This is a genomic window from Hymenobacter nitidus (genome assembly GCF_020447315.1).
Lineage (GTDB): Bacteria > Bacteroidota > Bacteroidia > Cytophagales > Hymenobacteraceae > Hymenobacter > Hymenobacter nitidus.
Window position 1 is genome coordinate 38,043 of sequence record NZ_JAJADQ010000017.1, and the last position, 22,700, is coordinate 60,742.

Below are 22,700 nucleotides of genomic sequence, written 5' to 3' on the forward strand. Positions count from 1 at the left end.
GATGAGGACGCGGTACTATGTGGGCCAATACTTGTGATTACTGAAGCCTGATGCACTAGTTATTAACAGTGCTTAGACTCATCTTAATGCCGCTAAACGCCCACACACCACTTCCATCAGTAATCTTAATCTCAGTAGCGCCTTTGGGAATCTTCTCAAAATATACCGAGAAATAGCTGGGCTTACCTGGGTAATAGTAGCTTGGCTTCTGTCGGTCCCCAATTCCTGTAATCAATAGTGAGGCGAACCTCAACCCTGCCCACTCGATATAGGTCGCATCCTGGTCCGAGGGGCTCGGCAAAAAGAGAACAGTTTCTGATGGATTAGAATACGTAAAGTCTACCCTGGTACAATTACCTAGCTGCTCAATCCGACTAATAGAGCTAAACGTAGCCGTAGGGGTAAAGCTTCCTACTGGCGGGTTGAGCGCGACTGCGGTCGATATAGTGCTGGGCACGAAAGCCTCACCACGCATGCTAGATGGGCGCGGCGATGGAGCGGCTATACTTGGTAGACGCGCAGTCACCTTACTGAGACTCTCAAGCAGAGCAATAGCATTGGCATTATCGTGGCCCACTGCGGCCAAAGCGAGATACTCTTTTGCTTTGGCTGTATCGCGAAAGCAGCCCTCGCCTTGGAGCGAGCATAGCCCTAATGCATATAGCGACTTAGAGACCACTGCTGGGACTGCTGACCTAAGAGACTGCTTGTATAGCTCGACGGCGAGTGTGTCATCTACTGAAGTGCCCTTGCCCTTATCATACATATAGGCAAGGTTATACTGCGTAGCGAAGTGATGGCTGGTGTCATTACGGAACTTGACAAGGTTGACAAAGCTGCTATCATACCTACCTTGATCGAACTGCTGCAGCCCCCTGAGCTGATTAGGCTCAAATGGTGTGGTATTGCTGAAGCTTTCAGCCCATGCCCAGCCACCGCCAGCTAGCACACAAAGCCAAAGTACTGCTTTCCATACCCCTCTCTTCTTCGTAACCTGTAGCTGGGGTGATACAGTGGCTATGGGCGCCTTTATAGTCGCCTGTGTAGGAGGCGCTACGGGTGGTTTAACGGGGGCCTGGGCTGGGGGGGCTGTAGGTGCCTTTACAGTAGCCTGGGCACTCGGAGATAATGAAGCTGCTGGTAAAGTGACAACAGGTTGCGCAGCTTGAGCAGGAGGCGCTACGGGTACATTAACAGTAGCCTGAGAAGGGGGGGCTACGGGGGCCTTTACAGTGGCAGTTAAAGTAGGACTCGGCTTTGCGGGTTGTGAGCGGGGAGCTGCAGGTTGCGAGCGGGGAGGAGTAAACGCTGTGGTAGGCTTTGCAGGGCTGGATGGTGTCGCTGCAGGAGAAAACTGCACAAACAAGCTCTCTCTGACCGCTGGGCTGCCAGCGGTTAGCTCAAACTCCACCAGTCCGTTAAAGGTATCAGCATCGAATGACTTAGCCCCAGCCGCTGGTACGGTACCTATATTGGTGATAAATACACTACCCGGTCCAGTAACCTTCCAAGATATAACTGTCTGCTCCCCTTTCTTAACGAAAGTGCTGCTGGCACGAAAAGAGGCGATGTATACTGGAGCTGACCTCTTGCCTGCTGGAGTAGGTGGAGAAGTAGCTGCTGGATGTGGCAGTGATATAAAATCCACAGTAATGGTCTGGCTTACTGTACCTCCAGCAGTAAGAGTATATACCTGCTCCCCAATCAGATCGCTGCTATGCAGGATAAGATAGCTACCCTCTGCAGGTCGTGTTCCTAGCTGACTTATATGAACGCTCGTAACGCCTTCTACTTTCCAAGTAAGCTGGGTTGCTCTACCAGGAGGTACTGACTGCCGGGAGCAGCGAAAGAAGTCTAGCCTTACTGGGGCTGGGGCAGGAGGCGTGAGCGACTGAGGCTTAGGTAGTAGCTCCTTCTGAAAGAACAGGGGCTGCGTGATAAGCATCTCGCTATCTGCCGTTCTATCCAGAATACGCTTGGCAAGCTGATTAGTATAGCCCCCTAGATGGCGATGAACAACTGTTGGAAGCTCCCTAAAAGCTGCGAGCTCGCGAAACTTGACTCCTCTTGGCTTCAGGATGCTAGCAAAATAGACAAGCTTATCAAGCAGAAACACTAGCTGTAGATAGTTTAAGGCAGGACCGGGGATGTCCGTGAAGCTATTTACAGATGGATCAAGATGCGACTTAATATATTGAAGAGAATATATTGCTAGCTCCTGATCAGGAATGTAGCCAGGCTCATTAGGAGTTGGGGTTGGCCGAGTAGCAGCTGGCTCTAAGCTATCGAGGTCTATAAATACGAAGCGTCGCCCACTAGCGCTCACCATTATATTCTTCGCACAAAAGTCAGCATGCCAATAGCCCTGCGCGTGAATAGAGCGAAGACCAGCAGCAAGCGCTTTCGCCAGTAAGCTAACGCTAGGCTTACCGGCCGCTTTATCCTTCATGTGCTCGTGCAGCGTGTCGCCCTCGATCTTCTCCAAAAACAAGTAGTAGACAACGCTTCCATCCTCTTGGGTTGCTACCGCGTCATAGATAGTAGGCAAGCCAGTCTGCTTCTTGCCCTTGCTAACAACCATAAAGTCCCAAGCCCGCGGCCTGCTAGCAAAACGCTTGATAAAGCACTCGGTATCTCCCAGCTTAGCTATTTGGAAGGCGTCACGAAGCTGTACCTTCCACAGCTTGCTTGTGGCCGAGTAGTTAGGGAAATAGGCGACTGCTTCGCCCATGATTATAACATTCATGACATTGCTTCGAAGCTGACCAGCACTAATGCTTTATCATCATAGGTTTTGTTTGGGGTACGGCTGAGCCCATCATGAAACTGACCGTAAGTGCGCTGCCCCAGCATGCGCTGCAGATACTGTTCCGTACCAGGACCAATACCGTCAGAGAAGGCAATAACACGACGTACCCCACTCGCGTGACCACGATGTAGCTGCTCGCTACGATCAGGAGCATAGAGCTCTAAGGTCATTGGCTCCCCGCGGACTAGCCGAGCATAAACGCGTCCTAAGCCGATACTAGCTGGCTTTTGATCGATGGGAGTTGATACTACCTGCTTTGTATCGTCAAAGCAGATAGCCTTGGAGTCGCCGATACGAAACAAGTCAAGCTCACCAGTCTTTGATAGGATTCCCAGCAGCATCGTAGTTGAGACGTCCCAATGAGGCGTCTGCTGCTCTTTCTCTACAAAGCTTTTGAAAACAGCTTGATGCTCTTCAAGATGGTTCCGAAGCTGTTGGATTGCAGCATCAAACGCAGCCTTAGCTAGCTGATGAGTGTCTTCATACCTATGCGCCAGCTGGTGTAAGGCCGCGCTTATGGCTAGGCAGAATAAACGAGACGATAAGAGGTCACGGCCTTGGGAGCTCGAGATTACAACCGTGTCGCTCGTACCGTCTAACACCCAGAAGACAATGCGCTCGGAGGTAAGTACCGTACCTGTTACATCCTCTCCAAGCTCCGTATCGCGCGTGCTCTTGCGGGGGCCTGCACTAAGTAAGAGCTCGGCTTTGGGAAGAAGAGTTAAAGCATGAGGCTCTTCAGAGGGTACATAATGGGCGTTAGTAGGTGCATGCTGTTCTCTTAGATCGCGGCGAGTCGCCTCATCCGATTGTCTAGTCTTTACACGCAGCCTCCTTTGTTTATTTAACACAGCAGTGTAAGCTATTAAAGCAGTGGCGGCGCCAGAGAAGAAAGTGAGCCCAACTTTAGCCATGGAGTATAGTGAGGAAAGCGTAAAAAGAGTCATTACTCCTTGGGTATACAGAGTGGGCAGAAGCCTGATGCTCCAGAGGCCATCCGGAAGAGCTTGCGCAGGTTTGCGACCTTAGAAGGCTGATCAAGCAGGAAAAACTGCTCAAAGTCATGGTTTGGGCACTTGCCGAGTATACTGCGTAACTCATTACAGCCTGCCTCAGAGCTATCGCCGAAGAAAGCACCCATTAGAATATCCGTCTCCCACTCTTTGAACGGACTAGTCAACGCGTCATTCCTCCCATCAAGAAACTGTACGCCATCTGTGTAGAGCAATACCCTCACGTTTGGTACCACACGGCTCTGACCTGCTTTGGTCAGCACGACATGCTCTAAGGGTGTATAGCCTTGAAGGTTGGGAATAGTCCGTGCAGTGAACGACTTTGCGAAGGAGTTAGCGGCCTGCAGGGCACCATTAATATCAGTTAATCCGCCCATCTGCGAGAGCTCATCGTAAAGGTATCCAGCAAAGCTCTTCACTTCGAAGCTATGCTCCTCAAGCAATTCCTTCACGCTCTTGAAGAAGATCTGCTTGATGGTGTTGTCAAACAGCATAGCGCAGATGTATGCATCGTCTGCCTTGCCCATCTGCTGCAGATCGAAGATACCTTGAGCAGCGCTGTTAGCCACAAGCCGTAGCTTACTGAGAGGGCTGCCCGGAAATGCAGGCTGCTCCATGGAGCCGGAAGCATCCATCAGCAGTATGCATAGACCTATCTCACGGTCACCTCCATCCTCTTCCAGCTTGGTATCGACTGCATCGTCAATCAGCAGGCCATCGTAGCCACAATCGGTACAGAAATAATCAGCCGTAGGCTGGGCGTAGCTACGGGCACAGTTGGCGCACTTGTAGGCCATGAGAAGTAATTAGGGAAAATGCCGGAATGTATGTGAATGCCTTTAGAACTGAAACGAGTAGTTCAGTGTGCTAGCTAGGGCAATAGTAGCTTACCAAGCTATTGATAGCATAAGTCTGATTGTCCGTGATATCCTTTGGAAGCCAAGTATGCTTATTATGCAAGACGCTCTCCATATGGGGTGACACGCTCAAGAAGCCTTTGAAATACTTGCCTGCCTTGTTGACGAAATCCTGACGGCCAAGTGAAGCATTCTTGCCCCGGCCTAACAGCACCAGGTTGCCGAGGGTATGCACTAGCTTCTCGCGCTGATCGGGCGTGAAGTCCTTTGTCCACTGGCTACCGTCTTCAGGGTTTTGCGGCAGAATGTGCTCAACAGTAATGGCACGGCTGACATCGAGAGACGTTAATGCATGGTCGAGCTTGAGGTAGCTGAGCTTGAGCAGCGCGTACTTGGTAAATCGCCGACCGTACATCTTGCCCTTTAACACCCACTCCAAATCGCCTTTGTTGACTTCAAATAAAGATTGGTCCTGGGTGACAACAGTGGCCGAGGCGGCTTTCTCAATGGCTTTAAGGATGGTGTTCATATTCTCGATACGGCTCGTGGGAGCAAGACCCGTCATAAGGTCGGCAGACACCTTATTATCAAGCAGGATGAGGAAAGTGAGCAGGCCTTCCATATTGAACTTGTGATAGTAGGCCAATAGCGGTGGAACCCAGTCGGTACCAGGCAGCCCTTCGCGCATGAGGGCAATTAGGTTATCGATTTGCCGACGCTCGGCGCTGCCCCCATGCTTATTAATGAGTAGAAACTGGTAATGGCTGAAATACTTAGCAAGCAAGTCTAGAAAGGGCTGGCCTTCCTCTATCAGCCCAGGCGCGAATACCTTGGTCTTGTACTCAGTTATCAGGTTTTGTCGGGCCTTATCTTTCACCAGAATGGTGCGGACATAGGCGAGGAAGCGGTCGACATCGTCGCCGAGCTCGCTCTCCATCTCCTCCCAATCCTTGGCATAGATTGATTTCTTGTCCTCCTTCACCTTGCCCAGGTTTTGGGCCTTGAGGATGTCGCTATTGCGAAGGGGCATACCACGGTCGTTGAGGATAGTGAACAGACGGAAGGCATCACTCATGTCTTCAGTGGCGACGTAGATGAGCAGCACCTGATTGAGTAGGAAGGCAGTTAGCGCATCCAGCTTGAGGTCGGGGTTCTCGCCGAAGTAGGCCTGTATTTGGAGCACAGACATCGCCATGTTACGGGCGGACTTGTCCTCCTTTTCCACGTCCCACTTCTGCTTAAGCTGCTGGTCGACGGTTCCGCCAGGCTTCTCGATATGATCTTTGAAGAACTGCTGCACGCGGCTGCCGCGGTCGGAGTCGAGGCGGAAGCGACCAGGGGTGTTTAGAATCTTGTTGCCTTCCTGGCAGATGCAGCCCTGGCAGGCGGCAATGATTTGATGCTCAGTGGAATTGTCGCGAATCACGGCCAACAGCAGCAGTAGCGTAGTGAGACGCTGTTGACCGTCGAGCACCTCGTACTCCTCGTAGTCAAGCTTTTTCTCCGTCTGCTTGCGAAGAACGATGGAGCCCAGGAAATACTCGTCGGCGGGGTTCTCGTTTAGGGCGAAAGACAAGTCATCGAGAAGCTCGTAGACTTGGTCTTTGCCCCACACATAGGCCCGCTGGTAGCTGGGGATGCGGAACCACATCTGGAGGAGATTCTTGACGAATATCTTGTCGCTGTAGATTTTGGTGGCCATGAAAAATTTCGTGAAAATTATCGTGAGACTATTTTTTGTCTTCAATCAACAGCTCATCCAGAATTATGAGCTTAGCAATTAAAGCGTTAATGGCTTTATTCTCCTTTCTAAAAAGCAAAGCAACGCCTAATGAATTTTCTATTAACCGTTCAACAAGAGTATATGACATACTGTAAAGCATTGCCTTGACACTACTAGGCAATTTGCTATTTACTATTAGATAGGTGAATATTTCCAATAATAATGAAAGCCGAGTGAAGCGTACCTCATTTAATTTAAAAAAATCGCTGACAATTTTCTTTAATGCCCCCTCACGCCCTTTAATTGAGACAGCATCATACTCATAAATTCCTGCACGTCGAAATAAAAACCTCTCGTCAAGGCTCCCATTAGCCAAATTGGTTCTAAATCCAATTGCCAAACTATTTGTGATATTTACATGGGCGGTTGATGCGCTTTGGCTCAATGCCTTATCATCTGACAGCTTTTCAACCTCTGCCTTTAAGTCGTCCAATAATTTCAGAGCAGTACCAAGCACATTTTCATTATCACTTCTAACTTGGTCCATATCAAAATGTGTTTTCTGCTCAGCCATTGATTTAGCTTGCTCACGCAGTGAGAAATAAACCACTAATAAGCCGACAAAATTGAGTATTGGCCCTGCTACGCCACCAATTGTATCCCCTACTTGACCAGTATCATGGAAATTTACACCTGGCCACTCCCAGTAAAATTGGCTAATTAAAGCAGGTAATATTATAGACAGAAAGGCACCGATACATATTGTCCATACGGCCCACTTTGTATTGGTATTAGGCTTAATCTTTGACCAAAATTCCAATTTTTTAGGTTGGGCTTCCATATTAGACTTTAAAAAATCGGGTGAGCTCTTTGCCGAAATGGCTGATGATGCGGACGGCAATCTACTGGCCGGCTCTGGTGAATTTGATTGGGCGAAATCCACATCTTTTTATCCGTCAAAGTCTTGACGCAGTTCTGCGTCTTTATCTTCCTCTTGGGCTCTTTTGCTGAAATAACCTGCAATCTCCTTTAATACAGTCGCAGTGCGGGGCCAGCGTATCTTAAGTGCTTCTGCGTATCCTGAATATAGCCCAACAAGCTCACGCTCTTGCTCACCGCCTTCAAACGCGCCCCGGGAAGTGGTGCCACGGCTGTTGTGAATTCCAATTTGAAAGCCCGTTTCAATTTCCTCGGATTGCTTGGCTTCAAGTAAATCTCTAACTGACTCATGAGGCCAATTTCCATCTTTACCAACAGGTGAGCCGCTTATTAGCTGACCAAGCTGCTGCTCAGCAATAACCTTATGTCCACTTTCGCTAGTGAGTGCCAGTACTTGCTCTACCCAATCGAAGAAAAAAGCTGCATCAATCTCACCATTAGCCTGCAAGCCAGGCAACGTCCTCCAATGCTCTAACAAGCGCCAGCCACCGATTGCCAGATTAGCATCTCCTGAATCGACTACTTTACTTCCAACTCCTTCAGGACGGAATGCTATTGCAATCAACTGGGAATAGAGGATGGGATTTTTTGATAATTCATCAAACAGAACTTTCGGCTTCTTATCATATGCGAAGGAATAAGATTGAGCCATTAGAAGAAATTCCAGTCGAGCTACCCGTACTCTATCTATATCAGGCATCTCGCCTAACTCCTCAAGCAAATTCTCGATATAATATTTCCGCATTGTTGAGCCATTGTCCGATGAATCAGAGTGTATGGCCCGCTCCAATACATCAAGGAGCAAATCGGTGGGCAGACTCTTCCTGTTGCGCTCATTTTGGCCCAATAGCTCCACAGCTTTAGCAGAAAGATTGAACTGCATAAACAGATTAACTGCTTGCTCAACATCTTTTTCCTCTATGCTGTATGGAGAAACTAGCTTCCAATACTCTTCTTCTACTCCATCGCCTAATAGATGTGCTTTGGCCCAGATATTCGGAGTTGATGGAAGCCAGTACAGCCACGTGGCAAGCTGGATGGGAGCCCAATCTTCTTTGAAGCTATCTACCGCATTAAGTGCCCACTCAGAGCCTTCCTTACGAATCCAAGCGCCAATAATCCCCTGTCCAAAATGGTCTTCAGAATGAGAGTTTGAACCAACATATTTTTTGACTAGCAGCTTTGATTGAGTATCCTCTATGCCTTCGAGAAAGAGCAGCTTCCCAAGCAATTGCGGCGCCCGTACGCTTTGGATAAGCGTTTCAACAATAGCTGTCCCACCCTGCTTGTATATCAAATGCATGGCGGCAGACTGAGCTTGAAATATTGTTTTCTCATATTCCTTAGTCTCTTGCTCTTTGCCTTCTGGCAACGCGGGCCAGGTATCAAAAAGCCAAGCATAGCGCTCAATGATGCCTTGAGGTTCGAATAGGGGCATAACGTCCGCTAAATCGTCAACTGCAGCGGGGCTCATCGCCCATTCCGTATCAGCAAAAGACCGGTGCCGTGCCACCAGCTGGCGCAGCGCGTGCCAAACTGCTGCTTTGTCAGAATCTTCACTTAATACCAAGGTCTTGAGGCGCTGAATTGCCGCCCTAAGCTGATTACCGGATAGGCTTGGCAGCTTTTCAATTAAGTCAACCCACCTACCTACATCAGTGCCGGCATCAGTAAGCAGTCGCTCGTTAATCTGTTCGGCTGCTTCGTACAACGCCATTCTAGACTGACGCTGCGAAGCAGGCACCCAATCTCGCCATTTTGGCTTCGCAGTGCCTGTGCTAACTCCACGACCTTCCAGGATAAGGCTTTTCAATAAAGACCAGGAAACATCCGGCTCCCGTGTGCGGAGCAAGTCAATTACCTCTAGCCTCTGCTGTGCAGTGGCGGCAGTATGAGGCATCCACAATAAGAAAATCTCATACAGTGAGCCAAAAGGCTTATTCCCTCCCACTTTGACGAGACCAAGCCGAACAAGCATGGCCAACACTTGAGTTGCCCTTGAGAGATAGTCAGAATTCCAAGCCAGCACCTCTAGCGCCCACAGTAGCCCAGCATGATCTGATGAAGCATAGAAGAATGTCTCTTGCTCTTCGAATAATTGCTTTACACCAAGTCCTTCTCGCTGTATCCCAGACGAGACCGTATTAAGAAACTCATCTGGAGCTGCTTCTGCTATACTAGGGAGTAGATTGCCAATGGAAGGCCATACCCCTGGAATAGAGTCTGCAATTGCAAACAACTGCCTTACACATTGTTTTGCAACCTCACCAGCAGTGACATCTGCTGAGGGAAGAATCTGCTCCTCATAGGCTCCAAGAAGGGCAAGTGTATTGGTTAGGCTGTCACGAAACAACCCTGAATTAGCTATATCAGCGGCTTTAGCACCTTCACTCGCTTCTGCGGACACTGTTAGAACATAACGACCTAAAGGCTTGGACAGCGCATCAAGTACCGTGGCAGTGAAAGCATCAAGCTGCTCACGCGCTATGGATGCCATCACTAGGTTCCATATATCCTCTTTGTCCACTACATACCAAACCGTACCCACAAGCCTAACAGGCGGGTCGACTGAGTTTGACCATTGCACCAACTTAGACTTTAGCTCGTGGTAGGCTAAATGAGCAACTCGGCTGAGTCCTTCTTTATCAGCTTCATTATTCTCGTCCCAAACCCCAATAAGCAGCGCAGCAATCAGCAGTTGCTGTGACTCTGTCTTTGCCCAGTCGGGAGTATGTAAATAAGGGTTGACAGCAATGGCCCGGCGGAATGCACTAAAGCTGCGTCGCGCAATTCGCGCAAGCTTGCGCGCGCTATCATCACCAATACCTTCTGAAATCAATACACTCTCAGCAGCAAAACGAGACAATCTCGGCACTTCCCTTGCCCCAACAGCCCTTGACTTATCCGTTCTATCTAACGGCAGGAAAACCTTATGCCCACGTCTGTATGCCCCTGCGACAGCGTCTTTATCATCAAATAGGGGAACCAGTGTTAGAGGCTGGCCGACATTGACAAGCTTATGCCATGAATCGACCTCATTTACAACGATACAGCGGCCGAGTTGGGCAAGCCGCTCATCAGAAGGGAGCACCTGGATTGCAGCTGCCAATACTGCGACAGCCTCAGTTCTAGAATCGGCAAGTAGGGAGAATGAGTTTGAATCGCTGCTTAGCCAACCATGAATCTCTTTTACAAGTGATTCACGCCCGGCTGTGACAAGCGAGGCCGTTGTAGCTGGCTCGGTCGAATGGCTCCAATCCAGCCAATAATTGTCAAGGTCAAAAACACCACTCGGTCGTTTACCAATTAATGAGGAAAACCATACTTGAACTGATGGCGCAACGCTCAGCCATGTCTCCAAATCCTTTGCATCATATAGGATGACATCCTTCCAGATGTTCTCATCCTTTTTAGCCTTTACCCATGCCCTTTTATCAGGTGCACCCCAATTTCTGGGTGTAACCAATACGATTGTAGTTTCTGACTGATTCAGCCCCCTACTGTCGCCTGAGCGCTCGGCATAATCAGACTCAGCCTTGTCTTTCTTCTTGCTAGTAGTGCCTAGCTCCCATCCAGACTGGCCTTTCGGAATAAAAGGACTACCGACTTCATCGACAACGATTCCATCCCATCCACCTTCATATGTGGCATCGCCAGATGGAAAGTCGACTTTAGTTAAACTAGTAGAAGTCGCAAGAATTAATCGGCGTACCAATTCAGGGAAAATGCTCTTTGAGGCTATCGTACCCGCCCAGGAATCAATATCCAGCGCGGTGACATCTAAGAAAGAAGCCATAGTTTCGTTTTATTGAGCGTTTGTCTGAAAATAGGACGCCACTGCATCAGAAAATTCGCCTATTTCCTCAACGACAGCTATTAGCCTTTCTTCGGTGCAGCCAAACTTGTCACACCAAAAAGTCACAGATTTGCGATTCTGCAGGTCGATTATCCTTGGCACTATTGTCGGCTTAAAGGTCACACTTCCGCCCTCAATGTCTATGGGGCCAACTACCCAACCATTTGGCAACCATTCTAAGACTTGGCTTTTCTCATCACTCCACCAACCAATATGCTCTCGGGCAGCTTGGGGTAATGACTTGGCTACGACTATTTCTAGATTATGAAAACTGAGAGTGACACTTGAATCTACATCGGACTGCTCCTGGGCCAGAAGTTGAGCCAACGAAGAGTACCCGCTAATAGGACTTCCATTCACTGCCTTTTCAGTGTTCTCAGTTGGCTTACTAGTTGGAATTACTTTTTTTGGCTTTATCTCAGGACGATGATTTTTAAACCAATCAGCCCAAAACTCCAAGTGCTCCCTATCTTCCTGAGTGGTGTCATCTCTAAAATGCATAAGTGCATTTCGAATCTCTCTTACTCTATCCATCATAGCCTTCCAAGCATCTGGGTCGATTTTATAATACACGTTTAGCTTCGACCACACTTTTTGGGCTAACTGTATACTTTCTGCTAAGGTTAATTGGTCCAATCTTGCTCCCTTCCGAATCGGAAAGCTTGCGTCTAATATTGTATTCTTATCCTCCTCTGTGACTGCTAATAACTTATGCGCCTCGCAGAACTCGTCTATTATCTTTTTTACTTTTTCTCTGGCTTCAGTAGCTGGTGTCTTAAGGTTGTCAATAGACATTCTCAATGATATGCTCTCAGTCTCAAGAGAGTCTAGGACTATAGCTATGTGCTGCCTATGAGCCGTCTCTATGTCCTTTATCAAAAGCATATCCAATGCTTGCTGCTGGAAGTATTTGATTGCGTCATGAAACGTAATAACCCCACAAACAACTCCTGAGGCATCATTGATAATAACACCTGGGGTAGATAATAGGTGTTTCAATAATTCGAATAACTCTGTGTCAAAAGGGAATGATGGCTGCCTCCGAATTGCATCTCTAACAACTAAGTCAACTGGGTTTACTTTGCCGAGCCTCATGATTACTCGAGCAATTGAATCGCCGGTAATTAAGCCTACTGACTTCCCTTGCTCATTCAGGACAGGAAGCTGACTATAGTCGTGCTGGACCATAAGAGTGAGGACCTTACTAATTGGCGTAGCCTCATCGACAGAAATGACTTTCTGGCCGCTAACTAATTCGCCTGCGGTAATAGACATACTAAAAAGTAAGCTTTTTGAACTGGAGAGATAATACCTAATCTGTAACCCTACAGCTTCACAACGCGGGTGGACTCTTCGCCAAACTGGCTGATGACACGGACGGCAATCTGCTGGCCGGGACGGGTGAGATTGATGGGACGGGAGCGGTAGCCGTATAGCTCGTCGAAGGCATCCTCGTCGAGCTCGATGCGGAGGGTGTGCTCGGCGCGCTTCTTAGTGCTGAGCTTGGCTAGGTCACTGATGCCGCGTTTCCACTTGTCGAACTCGTCTTGGTCGCCGCCGCAGAAGAAGACTTGCTGGACCACGAAGTTGGAGCCGTCGTAGTCGTCGTCGACCATCCAGTAAGCGATGTCGTTGATGTTGCGGGCTTTCACCTCGTCGCGGATGGGGTCGTAGAGGTCCATGCCGCGGACTTCGACGTGGACGGACTGGCCGGGCTGGGGCTTGGTGAGATCTTTGCCGTCGGCATCGACGAGGGCGACGTCAGGCTCGCCGATGGTGACGAAGGAGGCGGCTTTCTTATCGTTCTTAATGAGGCCAGCCTGCATGAGGTCGTCGTGCATGCGGACGATGTCGACACGGAACTGGCCGAGGCTGGTGGACTGCTGGCCTCCCTGCACATCGGTATCGAACTGGAAGCCAAGAACGACAAGCCAGTCGGCATCGCCGCGCTGGCGGCACTCTTTAATGGAGCCGTTGAGGGCCTGGCGGCTCACCGCGCCGAACTTGGGACCGATGTGGATGTAGGCTTTGCGCTCACCGCCTTCGGCAACGTAGAAGCCTTCGGCGTGGAGGTATCCCTCGGAGGAGATGGCCTCGACGCGGCGGAAGGTTGCTCGCTCGGTGGCGTCGCCATTTTTTATGCCTGCGGAGCGCAGATGCTCGAAGATGCGCTCCTCGAACTGGTCGTCTGTATCGGCGGCTACAGCATCGCTGTTGGCAGCAGCAGGAGCTATGGGGTCAAGGCCTTGAAGTGTTTCGACAGTAAAAGGTCCAGCAACGCGGACTTTCGTTTTGTCAACCTCGGGCTGGTCGTAAAGAGTTTCTGCTTCGGCTGGCTCATCGTTAGCGAGGCTCCTGAGTGTAATATGGGGGACTTTTTTGTAGACAAAACCTTGCCGAATATCGGACTCTGAAATTCGCTTATAGCACGGGAAGGTTGCTGTTGTAAGGCGAGTTTTAGCGATGTTAAGAGCAATTCGGGACGTATCAACTGTTATCCAACGCCTTCCCCATTGTTCAGCTAAATACGCTGTTGTACCGCTGCCGCAGGTAGGGTCAACCACCAGGTCACCCGGGTCAGTAGTCATTAGCATGCACCGCTGAATTACTTTCGATGCAGTTTGAACAATGTAAACTTTATCATCAGTGAAACTACCAGTGCTTGTGTCATCCCAAATATTGCCAATTGGAGTGACTGGAAAGTCATCTGCGTATCTAACATATCTTAGTGTATTTCCAGAGACACCTAATCTATTTTTTTTTGCAAGATTTTCAAGCCCAGCAATTGAAGTTTTCCAATTTTGCTGTTTACCTGGGTCGAATACCTTACCATTATAAGTAAACGGGATAGACGTATTTGTTCTAAACCCTTGCGACACCAGGTTATCAAAAGCAAGAACCCTACTGCCATGAGGCAATTTTTCTTTACCACTTAATTCATCTTGGCTTATTCTCCTTCGACTCCCATCATTCAATTCCAATAGATTGTAACCTGTCGGAAATCCTGACTTCTCTTTATAAGGCTGTCTGTACTTAACTACTTTGACATCCTTAGCATACCAGACAATATAGTCGCACACAGTTGCTAAAAGTTGGTCTGCCTGACCAGTTGTTGTACGAAAAGATATCAAAGAGCAGAAGTTTTCGCTTCCGAATACTTCATCCATCAAATTACGCACAAGATGAATGTTCTCATCTGAAATCTGTACAAAACATGAGCCACTTTCAGCAAGAAGTTCTTTAGCCAATAGGAGCCGTTCACGCAGGTAGGTAAGGTAGCTATGAATGCCTAATTCCCATGTGTCACGAAATGCTTTAATTTGCTCAGGCTCACCACTTATATTTTCGTCTTTTCCATCTTTAACCTCGCGATTATTTAAGCGCATTTGCCAATTAGAGCCATATTTGATACCATAGGGCGGGTCAAAATATACGCATTGCACAGTGCCAGCCATACCCTCGCGCTCAAGCAGCGAGGCCATTACTAACTCAGAGTCTCCCTGGATAAGACGGTTAGTCCAGCCATCAGGCGGCTGCTGATAGTATTCGCTAGCCTTGCTAAGCTCGTCGCGCTCCAGTGCATTGCCAAAGAGGTCATTCAGGGATAGCTGGCCCGAAGCGGAAGCGGCAGTGCGGTAGAGCCCTTTGATGAGGTTCTCAGGCACAATGTGCTCGTGGCGATAGAGGGAGCGAATATCAACGGAGAGACGCTCCTGGAGTCCATCCTTGGCGTATTTATTTAGCCAGAATAACTCTGGGTCTTGACCCCGCGTGGTGACGGGGTTGAGGGGGAGGTCGGTCTGCTGCTTATCCTTGACCTTGGCGTTACCGCGCTCGTAGCCGGCTTCCTCCTGGGAAGGAATGTGGGCGCGGGTATCGGAGTGGGTGGTGGACTTGATGTAGGAATCAGACATAGTGGGTAGGACCTCATCCCTGCGGCTTAGCTTAAGAGAGCGAGCCTGCCAGTTGGCAGCGCTTTGGCGCGGGACGGTTGATGAAAGATTGGGGAGGCTAGAGAGAGATGGTGACGGAGTCGACGGTGCCGGCGTACTCAAACTCCAACTCGTCGAGGGTGGCCCGCAGCTGCTGGCGGATGCCTCGGATGTCGTTGGCTACCTCGGCGAAGTGCCAGGGGTCGAGCCCAAGCTGGGCAGCGACGCTGTTGACGGCCGGTAGCCAGCGCTCCTGCACGTACCAGCGCTTGTCGTTCTTGGCTTCGGCGCTGCCGCTAATCTCGAGCACGATATTGACCCGCCGACCATTGGGGAAGCGGCAGCGCACGATGAAGTCGGGAAAGTAGAGGCGCTGCTTGCCCTTGCTGACATAGGGGATGCTGAAGCCGAGGAAGTCGTTTTTGACGTAGGCCTCGACCTCGGGCATGTCTTCGATGCCCTCTAGCTCCTTGGCGGCGATGCCCTCCCAGTCGCTATCCATGACCACGAAATTGACGTGGCTCTTGGTGGTGGAGTACACGTCGCGGCTGGTGGCGCCGCGCACTCCGGCGGTAGAGCCGATGGCATCGTTGTAGCGGGAGAAGACCGGACGAATCTGGTCGGTGCTGCGGGGCTCGACGCGAATGCCGCGGCTGATGTGCTCGAGCACGGCTGCGTCGTCGTAGAACAGCAGCATGCCGGGGAAGGCGCCGCCGCGGCAAGTGACGCGGGTGCGCAGCCACTCTCCCACTGCCTCGCGCACGGGGCCGAACCAATAGGTACGCGGCTTGCCCTCGGAGTCGGCGAGGTAGCCAGCCAGCAGCAGGCGGGTGTAGTAGTACTCTAGCTGCTGCAGGCGCACGCTGCGGACGCTGTCGAGGTTAAGCTCCTGCTGGGTCTCGGTGAAGGCCGAGCTCATGCGAGTGCGGGTGGGCAGCCGGTCGCCTTCTACCACGAAGGGGTCAACGCTGGAGAAGTCGAAGCTCAGCACATCGCCGCCGGTCTCGAGGCGGTAGCCCTGCACCAGGGGGAAGCGAATCTCTAGCTCGGCCTGGCGGTCGGGCAGCGCGCGCACCTGGGTAAGCGGCTTGGGCGGCTCGGGAGGAGTAATAGCGCCTTTGCGAAAGAGCTTGAAGGGCACGCCGATGATGTGGGCGTATTCAGGCGGGAACTTGTACTCGACGATGCGGCGCTTGTCTTTGGTGGGCTGACCCTCCTTGTCGTAGCCGACGAGGTTGTAGGACTGGCGACGCAGGGCGCGGCCGGCAACTTGCTCGCAGAGCAGCTGCGAGCCAAAGGCACGCAGGCCCATGATGTGGGTGACGGTGTTGGCATCCCACCCTTCAGTAAGCATGCTCACGCTGACCACGCAGCGAACGTGCGAGCCCAGGGCGCCGGTCTTGCCGACGGTGTTGACTACTTCGCGTAGCAGGTCGGCATCGGTCAGATTCTCGACTGAGCGGCCGGGGTGCATGATGCGGTAGTCCTGCTTGAAACGCTCAATTTCGGGACCGAATACGCGCTTAAACTGCTCGTCGACCTGGTTGGAGCTATCGAGGGCGCTGGAGTCGATGATGAGCGTGGGCGGCTTCTGGCGGGGCAGGCGGGTGACCCGGTCGAAGTTGGTGAGCAGCTCGAAATGGCCCGGCTCGATGAAGGTCTCCCCTTCCGCGGTGGTGTTCTCGTAGCCGGCAATGTACTTAAACACCTCAGAGGAGACGTTGGTGTTGTTGCAGACCAGGATGAGCACGGGGGGCGTGGAGAAGAGGCCGCCGAGACGGTGAAACTCCTTCTCGTAGTGCTCATAGAACTGGTGCAGGGCCGTCTTAACCAGCGTGGGTAGCTCGGGCTTGCCCTCTAGCTTCTGGGTGCGGGCACCCCGGCGCGGCAGCTCGTCTTTAACGTGGGCGTAGATGTCGCGCAGCTTGGCCTCGTGCAAGTCATGGGTGTCGTCGGACTCAGGCAGGTAGGGAATCTTGACTAGGCCGCTCTCAATGGCCTCGATGAGGCCAAAATCGGAGCATACCCAGCCGAAGAGGCTGTAGGGCGCGTAGCCCGAGCCGCTGAGGTAGTAGGGCGTAGCGGAGAGGTCGTAGACCTGCTGGAGCTTGAAGCGGCGACCAATCTCAACTAGGCCGTTGTACCAGACCGCCGCGCGCTCGTTCTCCTGCTTGATGTCGGTGCCATCCTCAGCCTTGGCTTTCTTTGACTTGGGCAGGTAGCAGTGGTGGGCCTCGTCGTTGAGCACGAGCAGGCGGCTGCCGGCGCGAAAGCCGCTAAGCAGGCGACGAATGACCTGGCTGAAGTCTTCCTTGGCTTCGACCTTAAGGCCGGTGACGGGGTCTTTCTTGCCGTCGAAGGGGCTGCGCTTGTTTCCCTGCAGTTGCTTGGGCTCAAAAGCGTGGTAGTTGGTGAGGACCAGGCGGGCGTTGAGGCCAGCCAGGCGCAGGTGCAGGTGCGGTGGCACAAGGCCACGCTGGCGGTAGTAGTCCTTAGCGTCGGTGGCATTGTGGGCCTGGGTGTCGACGTAGAGTACGCCGAGGCGGTCACGGATGGTGACACCAGGCGTGACGAAGAGGAAGTAGTCGGCGAAGCGGGTGTCTTGGCGGTACTCCTGGCGGTTAAAGTAGTGGTAGAGGGTGAGCATGGCCATCACCACTGTCTTGCCGGTGCCGGTAGCCATCTTGAAGGCCAAGCGGGGCAGGTTGAAGTCGGTATTGTCGCTAACCTGCCAGGCGGCAGCTAGCTCGGCTAGCAGGCTGGTACCGCGGTTCTCGGCGCGGGAGGGAGCTACCTCATTGAGCCATACGGCCGTCTCGAGGGCTTCGCGCTGGGCGAAGAATAGCTGCTGGGTGACGAGGCGCTCGGGGTTCTCGAACCAAAAGGTGAGCAGCTCGCGGGTGACGCGGGTGGTGTGAGGGTAGCCGTCGGCGCGCCACTGGCCGACCTCCTTGCGGAGGCGGTTGATGAGGTGATCTTGGGTAGCGGGTAGGTCGGAAATATCGTAAAGCTCCTTCTGCTTGCCGACTTTCTTGGGAAGTACCTGGACGTCGGCGGTGTAGGGCCGGCGGCCGACTTTGATGACGCTGTAGTCGAGGCTGCCGTCGAGTGCGGTTTGGTAATACTTGCGCGGCTCGTCGTAGGGGTTGTTGAGGATTGGATTGTCGGCAGGCGCGGTAGAGATAGAGTCGATAGACATGAAATTTAGCAGAAGCGAAAAAAGGGAAAGAAAGGTAGTGTATTCGTGATAGCAAGACAAGACTGCCAATATATAAACCTACATAGCCTTCCGAGTAATTAGGGAATAGAGGCGCAGCTATGCTAAGCTGTCTAAACCACACTCTTTGAAGCATCGGCAGGTATCTGGGACTCTACACAGCTACTTATAGCAATATATCAAGCATGTATAAACAACGTTATGCTTTTCCGCATGGCTACTTTGGATGAAGAGGCTAGCTTTGTCGAGATGCTGGGCTAATGCTTTAGCCAGTAAGGCAATCCAGATACTATTTTCCTGATCTACAGCTTAATTGATCATCCACAGCTTATGGATCGAAATAAAATTCTCTCTCTAGGGCACAGGTACCATCCGAAGCATTCTTTAATGCTTCCCTGTCACAAGGAGCATAAGGCGACGCCACATCTAGGCGGCAGAGTTATCAAGGATGACTCTGAAGATATGTGCGTGCTAGTGAAGTGCTGCTCTTGCAGTACTGAGTCACTCTTTTCTGCTGCCCACTTGCCAGAAGGCTATCGAGTCTATCAAGCTCGCATAACGGGGGAGGATGGATCTCACCTCCCCGATGAGCTGCGGCCTTTGCCATACCTTGAAGAGTCCTTTGGCATAGTAGCTAGCTCGCTTCAGGATGCCCACGAGCGAGCTGAATATGCACATTCACTAGCTTTCTCTGGCCACCGCGTAACGTACTACATTGACGGGAGCCCACATTTTGATGATCGGTTCTGATAGAAGCACATGTTAGGCTTAGATGGCTGTGGAAGAGCTACGATCTTCCACAGCCATCTATCCCAAAAGGGCCAGGTTTGCTGGTAATGTTGGTATAGCAGCCTGATCAGCTTGCTTGCGAAGCTTATCTAGCTCCCCGTTCTTCCACTGATCTATCATCACCTGAGCTATCTCCAACTGGGCCTCATTTATCTGGGCAAGCAAGGCCTGATTGCCTTGTAGCTGAGTATGTACCGCTTGCTCATTCTCACCGAGATAAATCTGGATATTGCGGTTGACCTCCTCATTAAGCTGGGAGACAGCCTCAATCTCTCTGGCTTTCACCTTCTTCTCTATACTGTCCAGCTTAACATCATAGGGACCCTCTGGCGTTAGCACCTTAACAAGTACTGGAGCAATCTCAATAACGATAAAGAGGAACATGATGGCTCGGCTTCCCCACTTCATGGTGTCTTTCTGTGTCAGCAGCCCTAGCGCATCGATTCGAGCCAGCAATCCATCAGGAGAGTGCCGCTTGCTCAGTTCTTTACTGATCTCATCCTCCATTCGCCTATCAAGGCCACTCAGGGTTTCTTGCAGCTTATCAATGAGTGGAGAGCTTTGCTTATCCAACTCGGTAAACTCCTTATTCAACTGCTGGGCAGCGGTTTCCTCGCGACGATAGGCCGGCCCATTGCCATAGTGGCTGCTGCCGCCTGTTCCGTTGAGCTCCTGGATAGCTCGTAATGCCTGATTATCGCTTCGTACGCGTAGGTCGTTGAGCTCCTTTGTAAGCTGATCGAGCCGGCTCACATATTGCTTTCGGGCCTCCTTATAGCGTAAGCGGATATTGTCTTCAAGCGACTTGCGCTCAACTTGGTCCACATCGTGTAGCTTATTGTCGATCTCCTGCTGGAAGATGCGTAGCTCAAGCGGCTTGGACACAACCATCGCCAGAAAAACGGCTATCAGCAGCCGTGGGGCGGCTGACTGAAGAGCGGCGGCGAAGCCCTTGCCTTTACGAATAGTGGAAACGATGTAGCGGTCTAGGGAAAAGATGAACAGAGCCCAAACCAGCCCAATCAGCAACACCCAATAGCTCTGGAATACATAGTATAGTGCAAATGAGGCTGATATCCACGCAAATAGAGCAGTAAAGAAAACTGCTGCCCCAACACCAACGAACTTAGAATGATCAGTTCGGCAGTCCGGGTCATGAAGGACGGTCAAGTCGGCACCGGCACATTGATGAAAGAAGTATGTAAAGCTATTTACCATATAAGGTGCGAAAAGTGCTTAATAAGTGTGTTAGACGCCAGTCGTGCGCGAAATGCTGCTCTAGGCTGTTGAAGATGCGGGCTCTGGTGCGCTGCCAGTAGGAAGAAGATGAAGCAGGTCGCGGAGGCAGACGCAGATCGCCTGGTGAGGCTACACCAAGGCTAGCTGCCAGATTGCTGAGCGTTGGGGTGGTGGGCATCATCTCTGAGCGCAGCTCTGTTAAGGCGGGCAAGCGTAAGGCAGGTACCTTAGCTGATGTAAGATCTAGTCCGCTTGGTACTGAGGTTGTAGTATAGCGTAGCTCTGCCTGCAGGCGTATACCAATAGGCACAGGCACGTCCAGTCGCTTAAGCTGGGGCATTGATGCCACGAAGAGTGAAACCGCCTGCTCGCGTCGGCCTCCTATTCCCAGCGCCGTTAGAGTATAGGTAGTGGATACTGATGGAGAGACTGTAACTGACCCCTCCAAGGGAAGCTCATCTAGTCCTACTGACGGGTGAATAATAATCTGCTCAGCTTGACTTGTCTTCCAACTTAGCTGCACAGGAATAAGTCCTCCAACTGTGACGGGATGACTGAGCTCAAATCTTTCGATGACTGGTAGCCTAGCAGGCCTTAGAAGGACGCTGCTAGTGAGCCCTTCCCCCTCTGCAGTAAAGGCGAGCAGGGAGATACGCTGCTCTATCTGGGGAAAGTCAAAAGCTAGCTCTCCAGTAGAGGGCAGCGGAGTAGTCGAAGCTGCAAGCCCATCCAACTGTAAGTCTATGGCGCCAGCCGACTTCCAATGAAGCGAGATAGCTGTTCCTGGTGCAGCGACACTAACCGAAGCCCATAGATATAGCTCAGCAGGACTAGGATCAGCGCTATTGGCTGTATAGCTCTGCTCTGGCAATACTTGAGACAGAAATAAGCTACTGTGCAGCAACTCATGGAAAGTGTCTTGATATTGCCGGGCTAGGCGTTGATCGGCTCGAGTTACAAGTATATTCTCCTCATTCGAAGCAGCATTGCGCGTCCAATTGAAGGAGCCCGTAATAACCGTCTCGAAGTCAACTATACAGAACTTGTGATGAAGAAAGCCCACATCCAGGCTACGCTCAGGACCATTGACAAGCACGGTAGCTCCTGCCTCTAGCAGTTGGAATAGCTGCAGAATATTTGCGCGCCTGGAAAAGTTAGTGTCAGAGCGAGAGATAATGATCTCAACAACTACCGCTCGATCAGCAGCCTTACAAAGGGCATCTACTAAATCTGGATGTGTTAGCCAGGCTACTGCTAGCCTAATAGAGAATCTAGCTTTGAGCACTTCCTCAACAAGCTGTGAGGCAATATCATCAAAGTAGGCCTGGGCCTGGATACCGGGATACGCCACTGTAGGGCTTTGTATATAAAGTGATCAAGATACCTCTCCTACCCGCTGCTTAACCATCGGCTGACTACAAATCTACATATATTGGCTTATAAGTTTCCTAAGGCCCCTCTGTTTTTCGTCCTGCTTGGGAACGGCCTAGATCAACTCTAGTTGTTTGCTCCCCAGGATGCTGATCCAGTATGCTCGAGGCAAGGTTAATTATACATATTGGAGGTTAAAATACTGAAATCAGTTATAGATATTCAGATCAAGCTATACAATGCTAGCTGTAGATTGCGGAGTAATAGCTCATCGCCACGGTCAACCCCATAAGATAGCAGAGCCATGGATAATCCCTTTGAAGCTATCGATGGCCGCCTGAGAAATATTGAGGCATTAGTCCTCGAGATATTGCAGCATCAGCGGGCAGGCCCTAAATCTATGTTGCCCGAAGTTGGGGGCATTGAATTGGCCCAAGAGATAACGCAGCTTAGCAAATCTCGCGTCTATGCTTTAGTTTCAGCCCGAAAAATCCCGCACGCTAAGCGTGGCAATAAGCTCTACTTCAGCCTTACGGAACTGCAATCCTGGATCAGCGCAGGTAAACGCTTCTCGGGAGATGAGATTGAATGACCCTCCCTATGATCGATGGATACTACCTTAGTATCTACAGCAGATACACAAAAAGCCCCGCTAGCTAGGCGCTGGCAGGGCTTAAATTTTCCTAGAGGGGGTAGCAGGCTGACCACTGCTGTAAACGACTCAATTTTCGTTGCCTACCTCAGTCAGATAGGGCGGGTGTGAAGGCATTGAATAGATAGCTTCAAGACCTGAAACGGAAGTGAGCTGTTAGTCGAGAGCCTATTCGTCGGCCCCTCCTTGACATTTCCGCGGAGGCCCTAAGCCGCTTGAGGCTTCTGTACAATGCATCCCAGCTCCGTCAACCAGCTGTGTAGATCTCGGTGGTCGCCGTATCATTAAAAGATCCAGTGCCAG

The 22,700-nt window shown here is 51.1% G+C and carries 12 protein-coding genes; 1 reads left to right on the forward strand and 11 read right to left on the reverse strand.

All coding sequences use genetic code 11. The features are described from left to right. Positions 1-55: 55 nt before the first annotated feature. The 11 genes from LGH70_RS22820 to LGH70_RS22870 all read right to left on the reverse strand — a co-directional run bounded on the left by LGH70_RS22820 (position 56) and on the right by LGH70_RS22870 (position 21,725). Positions 56-2,746 (reverse strand): tetratricopeptide repeat protein, encoded by a 2,691-nt coding sequence (locus tag LGH70_RS22820; RefSeq protein ID WP_226190429.1) that lies wholly within the window; start codon positions 2,744-2,746, stop codon positions 56-58. Next, positions 2,743-3,756 (reverse strand): protein phosphatase 2C domain-containing protein, encoded by a 1,014-nt coding sequence (locus LGH70_RS22825; RefSeq protein ID WP_226190431.1) that lies wholly within the window; start codon positions 3,754-3,756, stop codon positions 2,743-2,745. The genes LGH70_RS22820 and LGH70_RS22825 overlap by 4 nt, the downstream gene beginning before the upstream one ends. Further along, complete coding sequence (locus tag LGH70_RS22830; RefSeq protein ID WP_226190433.1) at positions 3,756-4,619, reverse strand: vWA domain-containing protein; 864 nt, start codon at positions 4,617-4,619, stop codon at positions 3,756-3,758. The genes LGH70_RS22825 and LGH70_RS22830 overlap by 1 nt, the downstream gene beginning before the upstream one ends. 70 nt (positions 4,620-4,689) lie before the next feature. After that, complete coding sequence (locus tag LGH70_RS22835) at positions 4,690-6,381, reverse strand: DUF262 domain-containing protein (protein WP_226190435.1); 1,692 nt, start codon at positions 6,379-6,381, stop codon at positions 4,690-4,692. A 28-nt stretch (positions 6,382-6,409) separates the two neighbouring features. Next, positions 6,410-7,243: a hypothetical protein gene (locus tag LGH70_RS22840; protein ID WP_226190437.1), complete on the reverse strand. Its 834-nt coding sequence runs from the start codon at positions 7,241-7,243 to the stop codon at positions 6,410-6,412. Between the two features lie 108 nt (positions 7,244-7,351). Next, entirely contained in the window at positions 7,352-11,137 is a 3,786-nt protein-coding gene (locus LGH70_RS22845; RefSeq protein ID WP_226190439.1) for a hypothetical protein, read from the reverse strand. A 9-nt stretch (positions 11,138-11,146) separates the two neighbouring features. Then, entirely contained in the window at positions 11,147-12,472 is a 1,326-nt protein-coding gene (locus LGH70_RS22850) for a CBS domain-containing protein (protein WP_226190445.1), read from the reverse strand. Between the two features lie 50 nt (positions 12,473-12,522). Continuing rightward, on the reverse strand, positions 12,523-15,111 hold the full coding sequence (locus LGH70_RS22855) for a site-specific DNA-methyltransferase (protein WP_226190447.1): 2,589 nt from the start codon (positions 15,109-15,111) through the stop codon (positions 12,523-12,525). A gap of 97 nt (positions 15,112-15,208) precedes the next feature. Further along, positions 15,209-18,328 (reverse strand): BPTD_3080 family restriction endonuclease, encoded by a 3,120-nt coding sequence (locus LGH70_RS22860; protein ID WP_226190448.1) that lies wholly within the window; start codon positions 18,326-18,328, stop codon positions 15,209-15,211. Between the two features lie 825 nt (positions 18,329-19,153). Continuing rightward, on the reverse strand, positions 19,154-20,353 hold the full coding sequence (locus LGH70_RS22865) for a DUF4407 domain-containing protein (RefSeq protein WP_226190450.1): 1,200 nt from the start codon (positions 20,351-20,353) through the stop codon (positions 19,154-19,156). Further along, positions 20,343-21,725, reverse strand: a complete 1,383-nt coding sequence (locus LGH70_RS22870; protein WP_226190452.1) for a phospholipase D-like domain-containing protein — start codon at positions 21,723-21,725, stop codon at positions 20,343-20,345. Before LGH70_RS22870 ends, LGH70_RS22865 begins: the two co-directional genes overlap by 11 nt. Positions 21,726-22,049: 324 nt before the next feature. Between LGH70_RS22870 and LGH70_RS22875 the strand changes: the two genes are divergently transcribed. After that, positions 22,050-22,337, forward strand: a complete 288-nt coding sequence (locus tag LGH70_RS22875) for a helix-turn-helix domain-containing protein (protein WP_226190454.1) — start codon at positions 22,050-22,052, stop codon at positions 22,335-22,337. Positions 22,338-22,700: the final 363 nt, after the last annotated feature.